16 protein-coding genes are annotated in these 22511 nt (G+C 66.6%); 10 read left to right on the top strand and 6 right to left on the bottom strand.

Annotation, left to right across the window (positions count from 1 at the left end):
- Positions 1-14: 14 nt before the first annotated feature.
- A complete protein-coding gene (locus tag F0U60_RS50855) occupies positions 15-824 on the bottom strand; it encodes a hypothetical protein (RefSeq protein ID WP_395811771.1) in 810 nt (269 codons plus the stop codon).
- A 354-nt stretch (positions 825-1178) separates the two neighbouring features.
- Here F0U60_RS50855 and F0U60_RS50850 point away from each other — a divergent pair, with 354 nt between their 5' ends.
- Entirely contained in the window at positions 1179-3209 is a 2031-nt protein-coding gene (locus F0U60_RS50850; protein ID WP_395811770.1) for an endo-1,4-beta-xylanase, read from the top strand.
- 133 nt (positions 3210-3342) lie between these two features.
- A complete protein-coding gene (locus F0U60_RS50845) occupies positions 3343-4584 on the top strand; it encodes a glycosyltransferase family 4 protein (RefSeq protein ID WP_395811769.1) in 1242 nt (413 codons plus the stop codon).
- Positions 4585-4692: 108 nt separating this feature from the next.
- On the opposite strand, the gene F0U60_RS50840 is transcribed toward F0U60_RS50845, so the two are convergent.
- Positions 4693-5082: a hypothetical protein gene (locus tag F0U60_RS50840; RefSeq protein WP_395811768.1), complete on the bottom strand. Its 390-nt coding sequence runs from the start codon at positions 5080-5082 to the stop codon at positions 4693-4695.
- A 371-nt stretch (positions 5083-5453) separates the two neighbouring features.
- On the opposite strand from F0U60_RS50840, the gene F0U60_RS50835 reads away from it, so the two are divergent.
- The 4 genes from F0U60_RS50835 to F0U60_RS50820 all read left to right on the top strand — a co-directional run bounded on the left by F0U60_RS50835 (position 5454) and on the right by F0U60_RS50820 (position 9438).
- Positions 5454-6470 carry an Rpn family recombination-promoting nuclease/putative transposase gene (locus F0U60_RS50835; protein ID WP_395811767.1) on the top strand — a complete coding sequence of 339 codons (1017 nt, stop codon included), beginning with the start codon at positions 5454-5456 and terminating at the stop codon, positions 6468-6470.
- Between the two features lie 57 nt (positions 6471-6527).
- Positions 6528-7565, top strand: coding sequence for an AraC family transcriptional regulator ligand-binding domain-containing protein (locus F0U60_RS50830; protein WP_395811766.1), 1038 nt, complete (start codon positions 6528-6530; stop codon positions 7563-7565).
- Between the two features lie 64 nt (positions 7566-7629).
- The gene (locus F0U60_RS50825; protein WP_395811765.1) at positions 7630-8673 is read left to right on the top strand and encodes a nucleoside hydrolase; all 1044 of its coding nucleotides are present in this window, start codon (positions 7630-7632) and stop codon (positions 8671-8673) included.
- Between the two features lie 75 nt (positions 8674-8748).
- Positions 8749-9438, top strand: a complete 690-nt coding sequence (locus tag F0U60_RS50820) for an NUDIX hydrolase (protein ID WP_395811764.1) — start codon at positions 8749-8751, stop codon at positions 9436-9438.
- Positions 9439-9441: 3 nt separating this feature from the next.
- Here the strand turns inward: F0U60_RS50820 and F0U60_RS50815 are convergent, their stop codons facing one another.
- On the bottom strand, positions 9442-10074 hold the full coding sequence (locus tag F0U60_RS50815) for a glutathione S-transferase family protein (protein WP_395811763.1): 633 nt from the start codon (positions 10072-10074) through the stop codon (positions 9442-9444).
- Between the two features lie 174 nt (positions 10075-10248).
- Here F0U60_RS50815 and F0U60_RS50810 point away from each other — a divergent pair, with 174 nt between their 5' ends.
- The gene (locus F0U60_RS50810) at positions 10249-11136 is read left to right on the top strand and encodes a bifunctional transcriptional activator/DNA repair enzyme AdaA (RefSeq protein WP_395811762.1); all 888 of its coding nucleotides are present in this window, start codon (positions 10249-10251) and stop codon (positions 11134-11136) included.
- A gap of 10 nt (positions 11137-11146) precedes the next feature.
- Here F0U60_RS50810 and F0U60_RS50805 read toward each other — a convergent pair whose 3' ends face one another.
- Entirely contained in the window at positions 11147-13018 is a 1872-nt protein-coding gene (locus tag F0U60_RS50805; RefSeq protein ID WP_395811761.1) for a LamG-like jellyroll fold domain-containing protein, read from the bottom strand.
- A gap of 400 nt (positions 13019-13418) precedes the next feature.
- Here F0U60_RS50805 and F0U60_RS50800 point away from each other — a divergent pair, with 400 nt between their 5' ends.
- The gene (locus F0U60_RS50800; RefSeq protein ID WP_395811760.1) at positions 13419-14537 is read left to right on the top strand and encodes an aldo/keto reductase; all 1119 of its coding nucleotides are present in this window, start codon (positions 13419-13421) and stop codon (positions 14535-14537) included.
- Between the two features lie 231 nt (positions 14538-14768).
- Entirely contained in the window at positions 14769-15941 is a 1173-nt protein-coding gene (locus F0U60_RS50795; protein WP_395811759.1) for an FG-GAP repeat domain-containing protein, read from the top strand.
- A 159-nt stretch (positions 15942-16100) separates the two neighbouring features.
- On the opposite strand, the gene F0U60_RS50790 is transcribed toward F0U60_RS50795, so the two are convergent.
- Entirely contained in the window at positions 16101-17903 is a 1803-nt protein-coding gene (locus tag F0U60_RS50790; RefSeq protein WP_395811758.1) for a sigma 54-interacting transcriptional regulator, read from the bottom strand.
- A 133-nt stretch (positions 17904-18036) separates the two neighbouring features.
- On the opposite strand from F0U60_RS50790, the gene F0U60_RS50785 reads away from it, so the two are divergent.
- Positions 18037-19089, top strand: coding sequence for an ADYC domain-containing protein (locus F0U60_RS50785; RefSeq protein ID WP_395811757.1), 1053 nt, complete (start codon positions 18037-18039; stop codon positions 19087-19089).
- Between the two features lie 17 nt (positions 19090-19106).
- On the opposite strand, the gene F0U60_RS50780 is transcribed toward F0U60_RS50785, so the two are convergent.
- Positions 19107-22388, bottom strand: a complete 3282-nt coding sequence (locus tag F0U60_RS50780; protein WP_395811756.1) for a protein kinase — start codon at positions 22386-22388, stop codon at positions 19107-19109.
- Positions 22389-22511: the final 123 nt, after the last annotated feature.

Genomic DNA, 22511 nt, shown 5'->3' with positions numbered 1-22511 from the left:
GCCCGCGGAGGGCCTCAGCGGGTGGTGCGGTCCGGCAGCCCGAGCACATAGGTGACGGTGGGCCTGCCGGGCTTGCGCAGCTCGCCCACCTCCCAGGTGTAGCCCTCGCGCGCCAGGGAGGCGGTCATGGCGCGCAGCTCCTCGGGACGGTGTGCCCGGAGCGCAGACACCAGTCCGTCCCAGAGGCTGGCGAGCGGCGCCACCGGCACCACATAGGTGAGCAGCAGGCGCAGCGGCGTCAGCGGGCGGATGAACGGCGTGAAGAGCCACACCATCAGCGGCACCGGCAGCATGCCGAGGACACCCGCGGGCGTGCGGCGCATCACCTCGAAGGCCGCGAAGGGGACGTTGCGCTCCTGGGCATCCGCGAGCACCTGCCTCACCTGCTCGGGCCGGAGGTGGTGCATCGCGCTGAAGAGGGTGCGCATGCCGCGCAGGTCCGGGGGCACCCGTGTGGCGTCCACTGGCCGCTCCAGGTAGTCGACGCCATGCTCGCGCGCCCGCTGCGCTCCTTGGACAGTGGGGTACAGGTCGCTGAGCACCACGTGGGGCTCGAGCCCGTGCTTCGACTTCAGCAGCCGGCACAGCCGAGGCAGGGGGCCGGTTCCTCCCGAGCCCAGGTCGAGCAACTCGGGTGTCTCCGAGGCGCGCAGGCCCCGGGCGAGGATGTCCGTCGCGGCGTCGTAGGCGCCTGTCTTCTCGCTGACGGTGTAGAGGTAGTCCGTGCCCAGCTCCCGCAGGGTTCGCGGGTACCAGTCTTGATCCAACAGCTCGAAGAGGTGGATGCGCGGGATGAGTGCGGTGGTAGAGGCGGTCTCGGTCATGGCTCAAACGTGCCACCCGAGCCCTCGGCACGCACTTGCACCGGGCGCCAGAACGGCTTGCAGGAGACGCCAACCGGTCTCGACCGTCCTCCCGTGGATGTCCTCTCCTCCCTGCGGGTCCTTCAGGCTCGAGCGAAGCAGGCGAACGGAAAAATTCCCTGCTCTTGAATCATTTGACGTGCATGGAGTTCTTTGAATAATAGTTTTACCTGAATTGATGCAAATCAGTGTTTACGCCTGACTGTTGCCGCTGAGGAGAGCGCTTCACTCAACCCTGGCCCGGTGTTCACGCCCAGCTCTCCGGAGGGGCGGTGTCGGAGCTGAATCCACGCACAAGGAAGGAGAACGCGTTCAATGAAGCAAAAGCCTGCGCTGAAAGTGCTTCAGACGTTCCTGGCGTCATCTTTGATTCTGCTGCTCTTCTCGCCGCCTCCCGCACATTCCGAAAACAGCCTGCTCCTCCAGACTGATTTTGAAGATGGAACGGCGCAAGGCTGGACGGGACGTGGGGGGGTGGAAACGTTGGAGGTGGTATCGGAAGCGGCCCGTGGCGGCTCGTACGGTTTGAAGGTAGGGGGTCGCACGCAGTCGTGGCACGGGCCGACGCTGGACGTCACGGCCCATATGGAGCCGGGTCAAACCTACGTGTTCACGGGGTGGCTCAAGCTGCCGCAGGCAGCCCCGAACACCACCGTCTATATGACGATGCAACGCAGGACGCCGAGCACCACCTACTACGAGCGGATCTACTTCGACACGGTCACGCCCAACGACTGGGTGAGGTTCCAAGCCCAGTACAAGCTTCTCGAGGCCGCAGACAATCTGTCCGTGTACTTCGAGGCACCGGACAACTCCTCGCTGGTCTTCTACATCGATGATTTCCGCATGGAGAGGCTGCCTGATCTCGGGCCCATCATCATTGAAGAAGGCATTCCTTCGCTCAAGGACGTCTTCGCCGATGATTTTCTGATCGGTACCGCGTTTTCCAACAGTGAGCTCCTGACGGAAGCGGACAGGAAGTTGCTCGCCAAGCACTTCAACAGCGTGACACCGGGTAACGTCTTGAAGTGGGACAGCACGGAGCCGCGGGAGGGCGTATTCGACTTCAGTGGTTCGGATGCGGCCGTTCAGTTCGCGCTCGAGAACGGGCAGCAGCTCCGGGGACATACGCTCGTCTGGCACTCGCAAACGCCGGACTGGGTCTTCCGTGATGCGAGCGGGAACCTGGCGAGCAAGGAGCTCTTGTTCCAAAGGATGAAGAATCACATCAACGCGGTGATGGGCCGGTACAAAGGCCAGATCTCCGCGTGGGATGTGGTCAACGAGGTCATCGATGCCTCGCAGCCCGACGGATTGCGCCGCAGCTCGTGGTACCAGATCGCGGGGGAGGAGTTCATCGAGAAGGCCTTCCTGTTCGCCCGCGAAGCGGACCCGGATGCGGTGTTGTTCATCAACGACTACAACACCCACGACTCAGCCAAGAGCCAGGCGCTGTACAACCTGGTCAAGCGGTTGAAGGCCAAGGGGATTCCGATTGATGGCGTTGGGCACCAGACGCACATCAGCCTCTACTACCCGACGCTTCAGGAGATCGAAAGCTCCATCGTCAAATTCGCTGACCTGGGTGTCGAAACGCACATCACCGAACTGGACATCAGCGTGTACTCTTCCGCCTCGCAGCGGTACGACACGTTCCCGGAGGAGCTGAAGCAGAAGCAGGCCGCTCTCTACAAGCAGCTGTTCGAGGTCTTCAAAAGACACAAGAGCCTGATCACCAGCGTCACGTTGTGGGGTAAGGATGACGCAAACACCTGGCTGCGAACGTTCCCGGTGGCCCGCAATGATTGGCCCCTCTTGTTCGATGAGCGTCTGCAGTCCAAGCCGGCCTACTGGGCCATCGTCTCGATACCTCCCTCGGACACGGACAAGCTCGTGCTGCAGTACCGTGCGGCGGACACCCAGGTGGGTGATAACAGTCTGAGGCCGCACTTCAAAATCAAGAACAACGGTGCCGAGCCCGTACCGCTGAGCGAGCTGGCCATTCGCTATTGGTTTACGGTGGACGGGGAAAAGCCGCTTGCCTTCTATTGTGATTATGCCCGCATCGGCAACTCGAACGTCATGGGCAAGCATGTGAAGATGAGCACAGGCAAGGCGGGGGCGGACCATTACCTGGAACTCACCTTCAGCTCCGCGGCGGGCAGCATTCCAGCGGGTGACGATTCAGGGGTAATCGAAACCCGCAGCCACAAGGCCGATTGGTCGAACTTCAACGAATCCAATGACTACTCCTTCGACCCCTCCAAAACCTCTTTCACCGAGTGGGAGGGCGTGACGCTTTACCGGAACGGTCAGCGCATCTGGGGGGTTGAGCCGCAAGACTGAGGCCATCGGCAATGCGGCCAGCTTCCGTTTGAAGGGCGGCGGCTGGCCGTGACGTCGAAATCACCCAGTCGTCTCGAAGGCCCTCGTGGCGGCGGTGGATGCTGGCACCTCTTCTCCAGGGGAGGTGTTCACCGTGTCATGTGTCAGAGCGGTCACGGAGCAGCCACGGCACGACGAAGCCGTGGTACGGGAGCGACTGGGGTCCGCCTCGGGGCCGATGCGCATTGCCTACTTCAGCGAGGCGCTGCTGCCGCTGGTGGATGGGGTGACGCTGACGTTGGCGCGGCTGTTCGAGACGCTGGAGGCCCGCCAGGTCGACTTCCGGGTGTTTTCGGCGTTCAGCCCGCCGGAGGACCTGCGGTGGGCGTGGCGTGCGAGGCGCGTCGGCTCGCTCCCCTTCCCGTTGTACCGCGACTACCGGATGGGCCTGCCCCCAGGAGGTGACGTGGCCCGGGAGCTGGACGCGTTCCGCCCACAGCTCATCCACGTGTCCACGCCCTCGCCCATGTCCCTCTGGGCGCAGCGCTACGCCCGCTCTCGGGGCATCCCCGTGGTGAGCAGCTTCCACACGCACTTCGTGGCCTACCTGCGCTACTACGGCTTCGGGGCGCTCGAGGACACCGCCTGGGCCTTCATGCGCTGGTTCTATAGCCAGTGTGCCCGCGTGTATGTACCCACCCGCCGCATCATGGGTGAGCTGGAGGCCCAGGGGCTGCGCCGCTGCGAGCTGTGGAGCCGTGGCGTGGACGCGGTGCGCTTCTCTCCCGCGCACCGGGACGAGGAGCTGCGCCGCTCGGTGGGCGCCAGCGACGCGGTGCCGCTGCTGCTGCTGGTCAGCAGGCTGGTGCGGGAGAAGGACTTGGACGAGCTGGTGGGGCTGAGCCGTCGGCTGCGTGCTCGCGGGCATGCCTTCCGGCTGGTGCTGGTGGGAGACGGGCCCATGCGAGCCGAGCTCCAGTCGCTGCTGCCGGAGGCGTGGTTCGTGGGCCACCAGACGGGAGAGGCGCTGGCGCGGTGGTATGCCTCGGCGGACCTGTTCGTCTTCCCCTCCACCACCGAGACGTTTGGCAACGTGGTGCTGGAGTCGCTTGCCTCCGGTGTGCCGGCGGTGGTGGTGGACGCGGGCGGGCCGCCTGAGTTGGTACGGGAGGGGCACTGCGGCGCCGTGGCCCGGCCTCGGGACGTGGAGGACCTCACCCACCAGGTGGAGGCACTCTTGCGGCCGGAGGCACGCCGCCCGCTCAGTCAGCGGGCGCGTGCGTACGCGCTACGGCGCGACACCCAGGCCGTCAACGGCGCGCTGGTGGACAGCTACGCCCAGGTCATCGCCGGACGCGCCTTGCCTCACCTGCGCGTGGCGAGCGGAACGGTGTGAGGGGCGCATGACCCACTCTCGGTGGAGCTGAGCGGCGTGCTGAGTGCCGATGCCTGTTCCTCGTGCGGCGAAGAAGTCGTTGCGCTCCTGGACGGAGCCCGTGTCCTCTCAGGTCGCGGGCTCGAGCTGGATTCCCAGGGACTGCGGCGTATAGCCGGGTGAGCAGCAGTCACACGTCGTCCGCTCTCGCTTGAACACATTCACTTCGAGGTGGACCGGCTCGAAGCCTTCCGCCTGGATGTCGAGGACATACTGGCCTGGTCCTGTGCCGATGAAGCAGGAGATTGCCTCCGGCCCCAGTCGGTTGCACGAGGGGTTCTCCACTCCCGTCACGATGATGTCGGGGAGTGGCTGTCCAGCGGGTGACCTCACGGAGAGCGACACGGGCGGGGTGTATACGGCCGGACAGGGTTCTTCACGGCAGACCTCCTCGACGGGGTCCTCGGCACAGGCGGACAGCATCAGCAATGCAAACAGAGAGAGGATTCTCGATGTCATGTTCGGCGGGAATGCAGAATGCGTACCCGCCTGTCCGGGGCCTTCGTGCAGGGCCTCTCCTTCTCCGTGAGGACCCCCGGCGCGCGGAGGACGGGTGCCTCGAGAGAGTCGCCTCGGAAATCAATGAGGGCGTCAGAATCTTGAGGCCTGAACTCGCCTCAGCGGATGCTGGGACCCTGCGCGCTGTCCCGGAGGCGGTCTGGGTTGAGCGAGGCGCTTGTGGTGAAGCGGGTTGCGCTCATTGAGCAACCCGCCGTGGGTGCTGGCGTCTCTTTTGTGAGAGGGCAGTCGCCGAAACGGACGCATCCGGAGCGGCGGTTCCCTGTGCGGCACCGCTGGCCCATCGAGTGCTTTGTCCGGCGCTGTTCGCCATGCCCGGACCTCATGACCTCTTCGTTCGCTACACCTTGGGTCAGCCCGAGCGGGCCGCGGCCGAACTGCGCGCCGCTTTGCCCCCTCGGGTCATCTCCCAGGTGGATTGGTCCACGCTGCAGCGGGAGTCCGGCTCCGTGGTGGACCCGGAGCTGCGAGAGACCCAGAGCGATCTGCTCTTTTCAGCCCGCCTGAGCGGGGGGCGTCCGCTGCTGTTCTACGTGTTGCTGGAGCACCAGTCCCGGGTGGACAGGTGGATGGCGCTGAGGATGCTGCGCTACGTGGTGCGCCAGCTTGAGCACTGGCGCCAAGCGAACCCAGACAGCGAGAAGCTGCCGGTGGTGGTGCCTCTGGTGATGTACCACGGGCCAGATGGCGCCTGGTCCGCTCCCCGGCGGGTGGAAGAACTCTTCGACCTGCCGGATGAGGCGGAGGCGCAGGAGCCTTGGCTCGCGCTCATGCCACGCTTCGAATACCTGCTCGATGACCTGATGGCCGAGCGGGCTGAAGCTCTGATGGCACGCCCGGGCCCGGCCCTGACCCGGCTGGCCCTGCTCGTGCTGCGCTACGGGCGCACCGAAGAGCTCAACCAGAGGCTGCCGGACTGGGTAGCACTGTTCGCTGAGGTTCACTCCGGCCCCCATGGAGATGAGGAACTGGGCCTGGTTGTCCGCTATCTCCTTCAGGTCGGGGACAGGACCGTCCGCGCTGCGATAGGCAGAGTGCTACGTTCCGTCATGGAGACACACCGAGCGGAGGAACTGATGCGGACCTATGGCGAGGAGCTCATCGAACAAGGGCGCCAGCAGGGCCTGGCGCAGGGCCTGGAGCAGGGCCGGGCACAGGGGCGGGCGGAGAGTTTGCTTCGGATCCTCGCCGCGCGAGGCTGGTTTGTCAGCGAACAGGCCCGGCAGCGCGTCCTGACCTGTACGGACATAACCCTCCTCGATCGTTGGTTCGAGCGAGCCCTGACCGCCCCCACACTCTCCGACGTGTTGGGCGATCTGTCGCAATGAGGAAGTGGGCTGGTGGCTTGCGAGAAACGCCAGCCGGTCACTAGCGTCCTCCCGTCGATGTCCTCTCCTCCTGCCGCCCTCTCCTCTCGGCTGGTCCTCCAGGCGCTGAACATAGCGGCTGAGCACGGCGTGCCCGTGGAGGCACTCTGTCGTGAGGTGGGCCTGCACCGGGCCGACCTCGACGACCCCGAGGCGCGCATCCCCTACGACGTGCTGGACACCGTCCTGGAGCGGGCGGTGGAGGTGACGGGGGACGACAACCTGGGCCTGCACATGGCGCGGATGAGCTACGTGGACCCGGATGATGCCGCCTCGCTCGTCATCCTTACGAGCGCGACGCTGAAGGAGTCCATGGTACGTGGCTGCCGCTACCAGCGCGTGTGGGGAGATGGGGAGCGCTTCAAGGTGGAGGAGACGGTGCGTGGGGTTCGCATGCGCTTCACTCCAGTGGGGCCCTGGCGTCCGGCCCACCGACACATGGTCGAGGTCGCGATGGTGCAACTCGCCACGGGGACGCGCTTCTTCACGGGGGTGGACGTGCGGCCGCTCCAGGTGCGCTTTGTCCACCCTGCGCCCGCGGACATCCTGGAGCACGAGGACCTCTTCGGCTGTCCGCTCGTCTTCGGTGCGCCCCACAGCGACATCGAATTCTCCCACGAGGATGCCGAGCGGCCCTTCGTCCACGCGGATGCGCTGCTGAGCAGCATGTTCGAGAAGAAGGCCCAGCGTGCGCTCGCGCGGCTGCCAACGACGGCGAGCCTCTCCGAGCGAGTCCGGGAGCAGGTGCGGCGCACGCTGGCGGGAGGGGACTTCTCCTTCGAGGCGGTAGCGAGGGCGCTGCATATGCCCCAGCGCACGCTGCAGCGGAAGCTGGCGGAGGAAGGACAGAGCTACGCAGGCATCCTGGAGGCTGTACGCCGCGAGCTGTCGGAGGACTACCTGCGACGCCGGATGTCCATCGCAGAAGTCTCCTTCCTACTGGGCTATGGCGAGCCCACCACCTTCCACCGAGCCTTCAAGCGTTGGTGGGGCATGAGCCCCGAGGCCTTCCGTCGGGCCCACACTCCCTCTCCCTCTGGGAGAGGGCCGGGGTGAGGGTATCCCTCCCCGTTCTCCTCCCCCGTGTTCCCCCCCATGACGTGGAATGCCATAAAGAGCCATGACCCGAATCCTCTTCCGTCGGAGCATGGCTCTCGCGGCCCTCCTGGCGCTCGGCGCCTGTGTCTCCCCTGAACCTCGCAAGCCCGTGCTGGTGGCTGATGTCGACGCGGACATCGATGACATCTCGGCGCTGGCCTACCTCTGCCAGGAGCACAAGCTCGGGCGAGTCGAGCTCGCGGCCGTCACCGTCACGAACACGGGGGCGGGCTACCCGGGCAAGGCGCTCCAGTACGTGCGCTGCACGCTCGCGGCGTGTGGCCTGACAGATGTTCCGGTGGCCGATGGCTCGCGCACGGCGACCAACTTGTTCCCTGAGCCCATGCGGGACGGCGTCGAGCGCATCCTCTCGAGGACCTTCGAGGGCTGCACCCAGAGCACCGAGCCCGCTCAGCAGAGCGCTCCCCGGTTGCTGGCGGACATCTTCGGACGAGAGGACCTCGTCCGGGTGGTAACGCTCGGGCCAGTGACCAACGTGACGGAGGCCCTGAAGCTCGAGCCCGAGCTCGAGAGCCACGTCGAGGCCGTGTACGTCATGGGGGGCGCCGTGTCCGTGCCGGGCAACATCTGCTGCGGCGCCGAGTCGCAGTACGACAACTCGCAGGAGTTCAACATCATGGGGGACGCGGCCGCCGCGCGAGGCCTCATCGAGGCGCTCGCTCCCGAGAAGGTGTTCCTGGTTCCGCTGGACGCGACCCGAGCCGTGCCCGTCACGAAGACGTTTGCCAGCCGTTTGGAGTCCAGCCGGGTGGGAACCGAACCCGCCACGGCCGAGGTGGGGCTCGTCTCGCGCATCCTCTCCAACCCGGAGGTGCAGGGGGGCATCGAGTTCGAGATGCTCTACTGGTGGGATCCGCTCACGGTGGTCTCGGCCACGCGGCCGGGTGTGGTCTCCTTCGAGACGCGCTCGCTGGACGTGGTCCAGGCGGGGGCCTCGCTGGGCCGGACGAAGGTGTCCTCCGAGGGCAGACGCGTCCGGGTAGGTACCGAGGCCAACAAGGCCCTCTTCGAGGAGCTGTTCCTCGACTCGCTGAACGGCCGATAGACCCGCGACGCGCGGCTTGACTTCGTGTGGGCCTAACACTATGCGCTCAGGGCCATGACACGAAAGGAGTCACCCGTGAGCTACACCTACGAGTACCCGCGTCCGGCGCTGACGGTGGATTGCGTGGTGTTCGGCCTGGATGAGGAGGACCTGAAGGTGCTGCTCATCCGGCGCGGGGTGGAGCCCTACCAGGGGAAGTGGGCCCTGCCGGGTGGCTTCGTGCGCATGGACGAGTCGCTCGAGGACGCCGCGCGCCGCGAGCTCCAGGAGGAGGCGGGCGTCCGCCCCAACCTGCTGGAGCAGCTCTACACCTTCGGCGCTCCGGACAGGGACCCGAGAGGCCGGGTGGTGAGCGTGGCCTACTTCGCCCTGGTGAAGCTGACGGACCACCGCGTCCACGCGGCCACCGATGCGAAGGAGGCCGCCTGGTTCTCCGTGTGGGATGCGCCCAAGCTGGCTTTCGACCATGGAGACATCCTCGCCACGGCGCTCCAGCGGCTGAAGGGCAAGGTGCGCTACCAGCCCATCGGCTTCGAGCTGCTGCCCCCCAAGTTCACCCTGACGCAGCTCCAGCGCATGTACGAGAAGATCCTCGAGCGCGAACTCGACAAGCGGAACTTCCGCAAGAAGATCCTCTCGATGGACCTGCTCGAGGAGCTCGACGAGGTGGAGCAGGACGTCTCGCACCGCGCCGCGCGCCTCTACCGCTTCGACCACAAGAAGTACAAGCAGCTGGAGAAGGCCGGCTTCAACTTCGAGCTGTAGGCCTCAGGCGGCCGCCACGTGTGCGTTGGCGGAGTACGGCGCCAGCGCTCCGATGTGACCGGGCAGGGCCTTCACGCGCTCCAGCCACGCGGACACGGCGGGGGAGCGCTCCAGGGAGAAGCCGCCCTCGGGCGCCACGTGCGCGTACGCATACAGCGCGATGTCCGCGACGGTGGGCCGCTCGCCCACGAGGAACGTGCGCCCGCGAAGGTGCCGCTCCAGGGACGCGAGCGCCTCATGGCCTCGCTCCACGCGCAGGCGGAAGGCCTCTGGGTAGCGGGAGGCGCGGCCCGTCAGGTGCCAGAAGCGCACGGTGCCCACGTTGGGCTCGATGCTGTTCTGCTCGAAGAAGAGCCACTGGTCGACCTGGGCACGCTCGAAGGCGTCCTCCGGCAGGAACTGCGTGCCCCGCGCGAGGTAGAGGAGGATGGCGTTGGACTCCGCCAGGAAGCGGCCCGGCTCGGGCTCGAGCACGGGGATGCGCCCGTCGGGATTCTTTCGCTGCAGGAAGTCCTCCGTGCGGCTCTCACCGGCGAAGATGTCCACGGGCACCAGTTCATAGGGCCTGCCCAGCCAGGAGAGCAGGAGTCGGACCTTGTAGCCATTGGCGGAGGGGAGATAGTCGTAGAGACGCATCGAAGCTCCAGACGTGGGTGGAACGAACGCGCGGCAGGATAGGGAGACCCGCACCGGGCGAGCCACCCGCTTTTTGCGGCATGGGGCGGCGCGGAGGAGCGCAAGAACCGGGTTGCTCCCGCGCGACCCGGCGGCCATACCGGGTACAGGAGCACCCATTCTAGGAGCCGTGGCATGGCGACCAGCGACTACGCCCGAATCGAGCAGGCCATCCTCTACCTCGACGCCCATGCGCGCGAGCAGCCCTCCCTGGACGACGTCGCCGCGCACGTGGGCCTGAGCCCCTTCCACTTCCAGCGCCTCTTCACCCGCTGGGCGGGCATCAGCCCCAAGCGCTTCCTCCAGGTGCACACGCTCGTCTCGGCCCGCCGCCTGCTGGCCGAGCGGCACAGCGTGCTCGACACGTCCTATGCCGTGGGCCTGTCCGGTGGCGGTCGGCTGCACGAACTCTTCGTCACCCTCACCGCCATGACACCGGGTGAGTTCAAGCTGGGCGGTGAGGGCCTCACCGTGCGCTACGGCATCCACCCGTCGCCCTTCGGGGACTGCCTCATCGCCGTCTGTGAGCGCGGCATCTGTGGCCTGCACTTCCTCTCCGACGAATCCGCGGAGGAGGCCCTGATGTCACTGCGCGCGCAGTGGCCGCGTGCCACCTTCGTGGAGTCCCGTGATGCAACCGCCTCGTGGGCGGAGCGCATCTTCCCCTCGCGACCCCCGCGCGAGCCCACGCCGCTGTCCGTGCTGGTGAAGGGCACGCCCTTCCAGGTGCAGGTGTGGCAGGCGCTGCTGCGCATCTCCCCGGGCCACGTGGCCACGTACGAGGACATCGCCCGAAGCATCGGCAACCAGAACGCAGTGCGAGCGGTGGGCTCGGCGGTGGGAGACAACCCCGTGGCGTTGCTCATCCCCTGTCACCGCGTGCTGCGCAAGACGGGCGTCTTCGGTGACTACCGCTGGGGCCCCGCACGCAAGAAGGTGATGCTTGCGTGGGAGTCGCTGCGTTACGGCGCGGAGGCCGAGGCCGGCGAGGCGCCCGGCACGGTAGGCGCAACCGGCCTATGAGAGGCGCGTGTCAGTTCCCGTTGGCGTAGAGAGCGCTCACCTCGGCGGCGGTGAGCGCGCGGTGGTACATTCTCACTGCGTCCACTCGACCCGGCAAATGCCAGGTGTTCGCGTTGGAATAGCTCCCGAGGGTGAAGGCCTTGGTGTTGGACAGGCTGCTGGTGTTGCCGGGCGCATAGGTGGCCGAGGTTTGGAGCTCGCCGTTGAGATAGAGGTAGACCTTGTCGTTGCGCTTGAACACCGCGACAGCGTGATACCATTGGCCCGGTGCCAGCACGGTGAGGCCAATCACATGCTGATTGGTGCCGCTCGCGCCCTGCAGACTCGCCGTGAGCCGGTTACCCGGGTCCACCTCCAGGCCATAGCCGGCGACGCCGGAGCCACCCTTGTTGATGATGGAGGACCAGGCGGACGGCAAGGCATTGAGGTACACCCAGCAACTGAGCGAGAAGTCCCCGGTGGTGACATCGACGGGGGTGGACGTGTTTATGACCACCTTCCCGGTGCTCCCGAGGTTGACCGCGTAGCCGAGGCGGCCGGCCACCCACGAGGAGTCGCCTTGGAGCATGCCGGTATGGGCGTTGCCGCTGGAGTCGCTGATGGAACTGCCACTGCCTTCGTCGAACTTCCACCAGAGCGTGGGCCCGGAGGCACTGGAGGCATAAAACTCATAGGCGCCGATATCAACCGCGGTTTCCTGCGGGCGAGCAACCCCGTCGAAGTCCGCCGGGGGCGCATAGGTGGCGGAACCGGCGTTGCGCGCGGGCGAGCGGCTCTGGAGGTGGTAGTCTCCCCCGCCGCCGGCGATGTAGCCCACGAACAGCGGATCGGCGGAGATGTTGTTTCCCTTCGCCTGGCTGTTGATCGACTCCTGCTTGAGCAACCGCCAGTTGGTGCCGCTGTCATAAACCAGGTTGTTCGTATACGTGTTGTGGGCGCCGAGGATCGATCCGCTACCCTCAACGATGCCGTAGTTCGAGTTCCTGTAGACGATGTTGTTCGAGACGTTGAAGTAATCGCCAGAGGTGGGCGTTGCGCCGGAGCCGCCAGCACCCAGGGCGATCCCGCCGGAGCCGCAGTCGGTGACGACATTGTTCGCGATGTCATTATTGCCGGCGTCGTGCCAGCTCGAAATGCCCCAGGACACAACCTTGTAGATGATGTTGTTCTTGATCTTCCCGCCAGCAATAAGATAGATGCCTTGATAGTAGTTGCAGGGGGCCTTCTCGAATGGCCCGATGTGATGGATGAGGTTGTCCGTGATGTCGATGTTGTCGACGACGCCATCCGGTATGTCCCAGTTGTCGCCTTCGATGCCCGCGCCTCCGGCGTTGGAGCATTCCGGGTATTCATCGGCGATGTGGTGCACGTGGTTGCGCGTGATCAAGCTGTGATTGCCGGTGGAGTAGATGCCGAAACGCCAGGTGTTTTCGGCCGTGCCATCGATCTCAAAGCCGTCGATCGTCACGTACTCACCGGTATTCTTCCAACCATAATCCCTTTTTGTGGGATTGGGATCGACGTTGATCCTGGCCCCCCATTTGGTGGTGGAAACATAGGTGATGCGCGCCGTGGCGGTGCCGTTTACGGTCGTTGTGAATCCGCCGTCATAGTCGCCGGGCGCGACCTTCACCGTGTCGCCGGCGGCCACCGTCTTGTTTGCACGACTGATCTGTCGCCAGGGGGAGGACTCCGTGCCGGGGTTCGAGTCTGAGCCGTCGGGGGAGACATAGTATTCGGCGGCATGGGCCGCCGGGGTAGCGGTGGCCATGAGGCCGAGGACGACAAGGCTCGAGGACAGGTACAACGCGCGCCAGGAGAAGCGCTCGCGGAGCGAGTGCGCACGCGGACAGACGGTCGTTGGGTTCGGGTACATGTTCATGTGGAGTTGGGGTGGAGGACATCCCAGACAACCGCAATGTATCCGGAAAATACCTGGAATACAAGTATTTATGGAAAATCGAGAGAAGGCGATCCGCTCGTTGTAGTCGAAAGCCGTGGATGAGCCTGCCCCGATTTCGTGGCTCTCCCGCAGTTTGTGTGAGTCCTGGGCGCATACGGATCGTTTGACACCTTCTCGGGCGATTACCGCTGGGGCCCCGCACGCAAGAAGGTGATGCTTGAGTGGGAGTCGCTGCGTTACGAGGTGGAGGACGAAGAGGGCAAGAAGCGGGTCGCTCTCAGGTGTGCTTCCCCCTATCTGTAGCGGCGAGACGGGCCCATGGGAGGGCCTGTCGACAACGCGAAGGCAAGACAACTTGCCAGGGATTGAGAGCACCCTCATGTCTACCCATCACATTGATTCCCTGACGCAGTACCACCTGCTCGGCCGCTCGGGGCTCCGGGTGAGCCCGCTGGCGCTGGGCACCATGACATTCGGTACCGAGTTCGGCTGGGGCAACCCCGAGAGCACCGCCCATCAAATCCTGGCGCGCTACCTGGAGGCGGGCGGCAATTTCATCGACACCGCGGATGCGTACACCGCCGGCTCGAGCGAGCGCATCATCGGTGACTTCTTCGCGAAGCATGGCAAGCGCGACCAGGCCGTCATCGCCACCAAGTTCACCATGGGCACCTCGCCGGGAGACCCCAACTCCGGCGGCAACGGACGCAAGAACATCTACCGCGCGCTTGAAGGCTCACTGCGCCGCCTCAAGACGGACTACGTGGACCTGTACTGGCTCCACGCCTGGGATGGCCTGACGCCCGTGGAGGAGGTGATGCGGACCCTGACCGACCTCGTGCGCGAGGGGAAGGTCCGGTACATCGGCCTCTCCGACGTGCCGGCCTGGTACTTCGCGCGGGCCCAGACGCTGGCCGAGCGCCACGGCTGGGAGCGGGTCTCGGCGCTGCAACTGGAGTATTCGCTCGCCGAGCGCAACATCGAGCGCGAGCACATCCCCGCGGCGCTCGAGCTGGGTGCGGCCATCGTTCCCTGGAGCCCGCTCGCCGGTGGGCTTCTGTCGGGCAAATACACGCGCGAGGGGTCGCAGTTGAAAGGGGAGGGGCGTGCCCACGCGCTGCTGGCCACCGGTCTGCCCATCGCCGACAAGTTCTTGAAGGACCGCCCGTGGGCCATCGTCGAGCAGCTCGTGGCCGTGGCGAAGGAGGTGGGGCGCCCGCCCGCGCAGGTGGCGCTCAACTGGGTGGCGACGCGTCCCGCGGTGGCCTCCACCATCATCGGTGCGAGCAGGCTGGAGCAGCTTGAGAGCAACCTGCATGCGCTCGACTTCACGCTGCCTCCGGTGCTCTCGGCCAGGCTGGAGGCCGCGAGCCGGCCCGAGCTCGTGCACCCCTATGTGTTCTTCGAGGATCCGGTGTTCACGCGGGGCATGTTCACGAGCAACACCGCGGTGCGTGCGGAGCCGGGCTGGTTCCGCGCCAACACTCGCAGTCCGTGAGGCGCATGCACGCCGTGAGTGTCGGAGTCGCTTGCTACAAACGCTTACTCTCAGCTGAGGGTTCAGCGAAGGGGAATAGCAATGCGTCAGTACGCGGTGTCTTGTTTGGTAACGATGGCGTTGGCCGTGGGGTGCGATGAGTCAGGCACCCCGGTCAATCAGGGCGAGATGTCTCTCCACGATGTTCCACGGGATGTGTACGGCAGACCGCTCGTTGGCGTGGATGGGCCTATGCACTATCACGACGGTGCAGGCTCACCCGCGCCTGAAGCCTCCAACCCGTTGCCGAACGGGACCCTTCAGAGCGGCCTCGGCGTCCAGTTCTCCCTCGGGGCGTACACGAGCCGTTCCGTCGGAGGCAGGCCGGATGCGGTGGCGATCGGCGACGTCACCTGCGACGGGCGCCCTGATGTCGTCATGACAACGACCTATGCTTCCGACGCCGCCAGTGCTTACCGCGCCTTCGTCTTCCCGCAGCTGGCGGGTGGCGGCCTCGGCACGCCGGTGTCGTATCCCTATGGTGCCACCGCGAGTCGAAATGGAATCGCGCTGGCGGACCTGAGCAAGGACGGTTGTCTGGACGTCGTCGTCGGTCACGGGTCGGGGATCAGTGTCCTGCTCGCGGACAAGGCGACGGGTGGCCTCAAGCCCGCCGTCGTGGTCGCCGACCGTGATGCGGACACGCTCTCCGCCACGGACGTGAACCGCGATGGCAATCTCGACATCATCTCGCTGGGCTGGAGCCGCGGCGCCTCCCTCTTCTACGGCACCGGCACCGGGGCCTTCTCGCAGATCGTCCCGTTCGCCACGAACGCGGCGGGCTACAATGACCATGAAGTGGGTGACCTGAACGGTGACGGCCTCCCGGACCTCGCCGTCATGTCCGGGCAGGCCTACGCCGTGCCGAACCTCTCGGTCCACCTGCACAACGGCACCAACGCCCTCGGTACGACCCCCAACACCTATTTCATGGGGCAGAGCGTGCTGTCCCGTGGCATCGGACTCGGTGACGTGAACGGCGACGGTCGGATCGACGCGGTGTTGTCGAAGTCTGGCAACAGTCCGACTGTCCTGTGGCTCATGGTGCAGGACGCCAACGGCAGCCTCGTCGGCCCCACTTCCATCACGACCTACGACATCCCGGAGTCCGTCCAGGTCGCGGATATCGACAAGGACGGAGACGACGACGTCGTGGTGCTGCACGGCGGCTGGTTGAAGGTGGGCGTCTACCTCCAGGAGGCCGGGGCGTTGAGGCCGGAGGTGCTCTATCCCATTCCGTATGCGAGCCACTACGCGCCGCAGGGGCTGGCGCTCGGTGATTTCTCCGGAGATGGCTGCGGCGACGTCGCCATCGCGGACTACAACAACGGGCTCGTGACGCTCTACGGCAGGTGCCTGCGCTAATCCTCTTCTTCAGCCAGATGGCGGCTCGCGAGGCCTGGCTCGAACGGTTGCTGTCCCGGTAGCGGCCGCCACGAGGCGGGGCGGCAGAGCTTGCGTGCAACTCTTGCCCACATGGCAGATCTTGCTCATGTGGGCAGAGACCACACTCCTCCCCAGGCTTCATCGCCCACGGGGGGAGAGCTTGTACTGCCTGAGCTTGAACGAGAAGGTGCGCAGCGGCATGCCGATGAGCTGCGCCGCCCGTGTCTGTACGCCCCCGGTGGCCTCCAGCGCCTCCACCATGCGCTGGCGCTCCAGCTCACGCACCTCCTCGGCCAGGGGGCGGAAGGTGCGGGAAGCGGGCTCGCCGCCTCCAACGGACGGGGGCGCGGCGGGCTCCGAGGCCGGAGGCGCAGGAGACACAGGCTGGCTCAAGGAGGCGGGGAGGTGCGAGGGCTCGATGATGGGCCCTGGAGCCGTGGCGGCCACGTACTCCATGGCGTTCTTCAGCTCCCGGACATTGCCAGGCCAGGTATGGGCACCCAGCACCCCCATGGCGGCAGCGGAGAGTTGAAGAAGCGGACGGCCCGCCCGCGAGCACGCCTCCTCCAGGAACGCCTGTGCCAGCAACGGCAGCTCGCGCGGCCGCTCCCGCAGCGGGGGGAGTATCACCACCGCCGTGGACAGGCGGAAGAAGAGATCCTGCCGGAAGCGGCCCTCCTTCACCTCGTCCGCCAGCACCCGGTGGGTTGCGGCCACGATGCGCAAATCCACCTCCTGCTCGCGCGAGCCCCCCAGCCGGGTGATGCGCTTCTGATCCAACGCCCGCAGCAGCTTGGCCTGGACGGCCAGCGAGAGCTCGGCCACCTCGTCCAGGAAGAGGGTGCCGCCGCTGGCCCGCTCGAACAGCCCCGCGCGGGGCTTGTCCGCGCCAGAGAATGCGCCCCGCTCGTAGCCAAAGAGCTCGCTCTCCACGAGGCTCTCGGGCAGCGCGGCGCAGTTGAGGGCCACGAAGGGCCCACCCGAGCGCGGCGACCAATGGTGGACGGCCCAGGCCGCGTTCTCCTTGCCCGCGCCCGTCTCGCCATGGATGAGGACGGGCAGGGGGCTGGAGGCCAGACGCCGCAGCAGCTCGAAGAGGCCCACCATCGCGGCGTCGGCCACGATCACCGCGCGCTCGCCCAGCGGGAGCCGGTAGAGCGAGGGTCCACTGTCCTGCAAGGTCCCCGCGGGTGCCACCAGCGCCGCGGCCCGTGCGGCGGACAAGAGCGCGTCGGCGTTGAGTCCGTCCCGTGGCACGGTGGCCAGACCCGCCCGAACCTCTGGCACCCTCGGTCGGAGCTCCTCCAGGAGGTGTTGCGCGGCGATCCCGGCCTCTTCTCCTCCCAGCTCGGGCATCACCACGACCAGCGAGGTGCCCACCTGGCCCACCAGGTCCATCAGCCGCAAGGCCTTGCCGGCAATGTGCACCAGCTCGGGAACGGCGATGCTGGAGGCTCCGAGCTCCACCGCGACGACGCTCACCACGCGCTCGTAGCTGACCACCCGCTCGACTTCCTCGGCCAGCCGGGCCCGCAGGGCCGTGGTGTCCAGCATGGGGCGCAGGGGCAGGGCCCTGTCTCCACAGTGGAAGACGAGCGTGACATGCCCGAGCGTCACCACGTCACCGCTCCAGAGCCGCTGGGTCCCCACCACCCGCTCGCCGTTGAGCCGGACGCCGTTATGGCTCCCCAGGTCGGCGATGCGGACCTCCCCTTCTTCCACGAGCACCCGCGCATGCTGGCGGCTCACGGAGGGGTCCTCCACGCGGATATCCGCAGTGGGCAGTCGGCCCACCAGCAGCGAGCCACTCCGGGGGAGCGGGCACAGCGCGGAGGAGCCGCCGTCCAGGACGAGCAGGTACCGCCGCTCCACCGCCACAGGAGACGCGCGGGAGGCGGTGTGCCGGGCATCCTCGGTTTTCATCAGGTCGGGTGGCAGCATTCCGGGAGAGGATGCCTACATGCCCCGGCACGGGCAAGGCGCCCTGCCCCTGGTTCAAGGGCCACAAGAGGTGTTGGCTTGCCTCTTGCTATTCTTCCACCACGTCAAATCACGGAGAGGGGAAGCAACACCCATGAGAGCTGGACTGAACAGCCGCACGGCCACGGCGCTGGCGGCCCTGGTACTCGGTTGCTGGGCCACCCAGGCGGCCGCGGGGGATCCCTGCACCAGCCCCGAGTGCAAGGAGGGCAATGGCAGGGGAATCTACGTCGTCCAGGGGGGGAACTACTGCATCCAGTACAACCCCTCGCAGCAGGCGCAGTTCTGCCCGGAAGCTTTCGTTCTGGCTGGTGATTCCACCACGCGCTGGATCGAGCTCGCGGGACGCCACTTCAAGGCGGGGCTCGAGTCCGTGCAGAGCCTCAAGGTCTACGCTCGATTCAAGGACCAACCGGTGCAACTGGTCGGCGTCGATACGAAGCCCACCGAGTCCCGGCTCATCTTTTATTATTACAAGTCGCCCGCCGAGCCCCGCGTCGCGGTGCCAGAGAATGAGTTGGCTCAGCTGAAGCTTCGGGTCCAGTCCACCCCCGTCCTGTTTGAATTCTCCTACTCCAGGGTGGCCGGCAGCACCTCGCCACAATACAGCGGCTCGTGGAGCTCGAAGGCCTATTACACCAACAGTGGTGCGGAAGGAGAGTTCTGCACGAGCCCCGGGGGCCAACCCAAGACCGCCCTGTTCCTCCTGCCCGCCAAGCGGGTCGATGGCTCCAATGGCAAGGTGACGCATCTACCCATCGCGGCCACCCTTGCCTGTGGGTCAGGAGCCATCGTTGGCTGCATGAAGTGGGGCTACAACCCAAGTCAGCTCAACTACCCGGATCCGCAAGAGGATGCACTCCTCGGCGCCTGCATCCAGGCGAAGCGTGCGGCCTACTTCGGAGGAGCCGCGAGCTACACGAAGGACAACACCCCGATCACCATCACGGACAATTACGCGGGGACGCCGGTCAATGGCACGGTCAACCAGCTGGAGGCGATCTGGACGCAGAATGGCGCGGCCTGTTTCAACCCCGCGAATCGTCGTATCGACACCCCGCCGCTTCCCGCGACCCCCGTCTTGCCAACCTGCCCCACGGCGCCCCAGGACTGGTGGGCGCTGGGGATGATCGCCACCGGGAAGTAGCCCGGAGCGGAGCAGGCTCACGGCATCGCATTGCGAGCTGCTGGGGAGTCAGTGCTCAGCTCCTCGGCCTCGCGCATCGGCTCCTCGTACTCACGCCGGAGGAGCGGGTTGAGCCCGGTGGCTCGTGCGAACGAGGACCGGGCCTGACGCGCGGAGTCGCGGCGCTCCACCACCTCGCGCGCCATCCGCGCCCGGGCCAGCAGCAGCCCTCCGTGAATGGCGTGGGTGTGGGCCAGGTTCGGATCGCGCTCGAGCGCCAGCTCCACCTGCGCCAGCCCCTCGGCCAACGCGGCGCGCGCCTTGTCGGGGGGCAGGGCTTGCGTCAGCCGCCAGCAGACCCGCGCCAGCTCCTGGTGGGCTCCGGCGGTGGGTTGCAGCTTCACGGCGTGGCGGGCCTCCTCCAGCGCCTGTTGGAGCTGCGGCAGGCCCGACCTGCCCTGGCGCCGCGCCCATTCCGCCGCCACCATTCCCAGCCGTGCCCCCAGGGACCGGAACTCGCCCTCATCGGGGGAATACCGATAGGCGCTCTCCAGCGCCCGGCGCCCCGACGCGAGTGCGTCGCTGGGATCCTGGCCCGCTCGGAGCAGCTGAAGTGCCGTGAGCACGTGGGCCTCGGCCAGGGAGGAGTGGCTGAAACCGAACCTGGGGTTGATGCTCAGCGCGCGCTCCGCATGCTGGAGCGCCTGTTCCAGGAATGGGCGCGGGTCGCCGTCGGCGTCCATCAGGTACCTGGCCTGGATCAGGTTCACACCGGCCAGGTTGTTCAGGGCCGTGTAGAACCTGTTGTTGATGGTGAGGCTCCGCTCGCCCGCTTGGAGCGCCTTCCGAACCTCGGCCTCGGGGTTGAGTCCTCGCGAGAGGCTGTATGCGGCCAGCGCGCTGTACAGGGCCGTCAGGTTCGAGTACGCATTCCGGTAATCCGGGTCGAACCGCACGGCCTGCTCGAAGTAGCGAATGGCCTCCGCATATTCCGCACGCGGATCCTGCCCATGCTCCCGCAGGTAGTCGCCCTGATCGAAGTGGACCAGTGCCAGGTCATTGAGCCCCCAGGGATAGGCGGGCTGGAGCTCGAGCGCCCGGATGAAACGGGCACGCGCCTCGGCCCACGCGGGGTGCGGATCCCTTTCATTCCGGGCCTCGTGTTGGCCTCGTGTGTAGTAGCCGAGCCCCAGCGCGTCGTAGGCGTAGACATCCCGCGGGTTCAGCTCCACGGCACGTGAGCCGGCCGCGATCCACTCGCCGAGAATGGACTCCAGTTCCGGGTTGTTGCGCTGGCTCCTCACCATCCGGAACCAGCGCCACAAGGCATAGGCCTTCTGGGTGTATCCCGTCGAGCGCAGCGGGGCGGCCCGGATTTCCCCACGGGTGGCCTCCAGCACGCGTTCCAGGGCTTCCCTCGGTGAGCGCCCCAGGTGACGATCCACCTCCGCGTGCTGCATCCACACCGCGGCGAGGGCCTCGTAGTTTCCCGCGTCACTCTGCCCGCGCTCGACAGCCTGTTCGTACTGGTGGCTCGCCTCCTGGAGCCCTGCCCGCGCCCTGTCGTAGTCGCCGTGCTCCAGTTGCTCGACGGCTCGCAGATAGGCCACGTCCCCGGCGAGCTTCCGGGCCTCGTACATCCAAGGCGCCTCCACGATGGCCTGTGCCGCCGCCCGCGCCGCGCGGTCGTAGTCCCTCCGGTAGAAGGCGATGAGCCCTTCGAGGTAGCGGGGTGAGTCCAGCTCCAGCCCCTGGCTGCGCTCGAGCGACCGGAGCGCCGGCTCGAGATACTGCTTCTCCAGTTCCAGCCGCCGCCTGGCCACCCAGCTCGTGTCACCGCTGCGCCGCGCATCCTCCAGGCCGCGGTGGTACAGCTCGCCAAGCACCCGGCCGTGGGCATAGTGAAGCGGGGGCGAGTCCATGCCCATCTCGCGCGCGCGCGTCAGCTCCTGGTTCGCCTTCTCGAACTCCTGCAGCACCAGGTGGCCGCGCCCCAGCGCGTAGTGGATGATCCCGTCGCCATAGGCCCCCAGGTCGTGCTTTTGCGCCGAGATCCGCGCCATGCGCTCGCGGACGCGCTGCTGCTCCTGCTGGGGGTCGTGCAGCGGCAGCACGTACGCTATCCGGAGGAACCACTCGATCTCCTTGGCCTGCTGTCCGAGGTCCTCGGCCAGCCGCGCACGCGCCTCGGATTGCCGCCGGGTATGCCTCGCCTCCAGCCAGGACCGTACACTCAAGGCGGAGAGGAGCAGGATGCAGGCCAGCGAGACCCCCGACACAGCCACGAGGGTCCGATGCTTGCGCGCATACCGCCGCAGCCGGTACCTCATGCTTGGACGCTGCCCCAGAATGGGATCTCCGTCGATGTAGCGCCCGAGGTCCTCGGCCAGGGCCCGGGCGGACGAGTAGCGCTGATCCGGCTCCTTGCTCAGGCACTTGAGGACGATGGTCTCCAGCTCGCTCTCGAGGTGAGGCACTCGCGCCCTCGGGGGGAGGGGTTCCTCGTGGAGGACCTTGGCCAGGATGTCCACGAGCGTGTCGCCGGTGAACGGCGCGACGCCCGTGAGCAGCTCGTAGAGCGTCGCCCCCAGGCTGTAGACGTCCGAGCGGCGATCGATGTTGCGCAGCTCACCGCGAGCCTGCTCCGGTGCCATGTACGACGGCGTGCCTATCAGCGTACCCGTCTCGGTGAGCCCGTGCCCCTGGGTGACTTCGTAGGCCAGGCCGAAGTCCATCACCACGGGGGACAGGCGCCCGTCCTCACCGCGTTCGACCATGATGTTGGAGGGCTTGAGATCCCGGTGGATGATGCCGAGCCGGTGCGCCTCGTGTACACCCGCGGCGACCTCTCGCATCACCTGCAAACGTTCGGGCAACGACATTCCAGCAGCCGCCTGGTCGAGCCGCTGACCTTTGACGAGCTGCATGGCGATGTAAGCCTTCCCGCCCACCTCGCCGGCCTCATGGACCTTGCAGACGTTCGGGTGATCGATGCGCGCCTGCGCCCGGGCTTCCCGGAGGAAGCGCACGGCCCGGTCCGGATCCTCGCCGCGGATGAACTTGAGTGCGACCGTTCGGTCCAGGCGCCGATCGCGGGCCTTGTAGACCTCGCCCATGCCACCACGGCCCAGCAGCTCCAGGAGCTCGTAGCGGTCCCAGCTCGCTCCCGAGACCACCGCACTTCCCCCCGTGGCGGCAACGGGGGCTGCCGGAGCGGCGGCCAGGGGCTCCACGGTGACCGTGGGCTCGACCGGGGAGTTCGTGTCCTCCCGGAGCTGTGCCGGGTCGAGGAGCGGCTTGTCTTCGTCTGGGCTCGGCATGGCACCACACTATCAATGCAATGGTTGCTCAGACAGGCAATGCTTGCCGCCGCCAACCGGCAAACCTTGCTCATCCCCGTGGCCAGAACGCCCTGACTCCAGGGCAGACCGCCTCCGAACGCC

It is taken from the genome of Archangium minus, from assembly GCF_044360475.1.
GTDB lineage: Bacteria > Myxococcota > Myxococcia > Myxococcales > Myxococcaceae > Archangium > Archangium minus.
This window is presented reverse-complemented; position numbering and strand designations above follow the sequence as displayed.

Bases quoted from the DNA above. Each gene is read 5' to 3' on its own strand.
- F0U60_RS50855 (WP_395811771.1), bottom strand. From the start codon at position 824: ATGACCGAGACCGCCTCTACCACCGCACTCATCCCGCGCATCCACCTC.
- F0U60_RS50785 (WP_395811757.1), top strand. From the start codon at position 18,037: ATGAGAGCTGGACTGAACAGCCGCACGGCCACGGCGCTGGCGGCCCTG.
- F0U60_RS50840 (WP_395811768.1), bottom strand. From the start codon at position 5,082: ATGACATCGAGAATCCTCTCTCTGTTTGCATTGCTGATGCTGTCCGCC.
- F0U60_RS50780 (WP_395811756.1), bottom strand. From the start codon at position 22,388: ATGCCGAGCCCAGACGAAGACAAGCCGCTCCTCGACCCGGCACAGCTC.
- F0U60_RS50800 (WP_395811760.1), top strand. From the start codon at position 13,419: ATGTCTACCCATCACATTGATTCCCTGACGCAGTACCACCTGCTCGGC.
- F0U60_RS50830 (WP_395811766.1), top strand. From the start codon at position 6,528: ATGTCCTCTCCTCCTGCCGCCCTCTCCTCTCGGCTGGTCCTCCAGGCG.
- F0U60_RS50790 (WP_395811758.1), bottom strand. From the start codon at position 17,903: ATGCTGCCACCCGACCTGATGAAAACCGAGGATGCCCGGCACACCGCC.
- F0U60_RS50810 (WP_395811762.1), top strand. From the start codon at position 10,249: ATGGCGACCAGCGACTACGCCCGAATCGAGCAGGCCATCCTCTACCTC.
- F0U60_RS50825 (WP_395811765.1), top strand. From the start codon at position 7,630: ATGACCCGAATCCTCTTCCGTCGGAGCATGGCTCTCGCGGCCCTCCTG.
- F0U60_RS50815 (WP_395811763.1), bottom strand. From the start codon at position 10,074: ATGCGTCTCTACGACTATCTCCCCTCCGCCAATGGCTACAAGGTCCGA.
- F0U60_RS50805 (WP_395811761.1), bottom strand. From the start codon at position 13,018: ATGAACATGTACCCGAACCCAACGACCGTCTGTCCGCGTGCGCACTCG.
- F0U60_RS50850 (WP_395811770.1), top strand. From the start codon at position 1,179: ATGAAGCAAAAGCCTGCGCTGAAAGTGCTTCAGACGTTCCTGGCGTCA.
- F0U60_RS50795 (WP_395811759.1), top strand. From the start codon at position 14,769: ATGCACTATCACGACGGTGCAGGCTCACCCGCGCCTGAAGCCTCCAAC.
- F0U60_RS50835 (WP_395811767.1), top strand. From the start codon at position 5,454: ATGCCCGGACCTCATGACCTCTTCGTTCGCTACACCTTGGGTCAGCCC.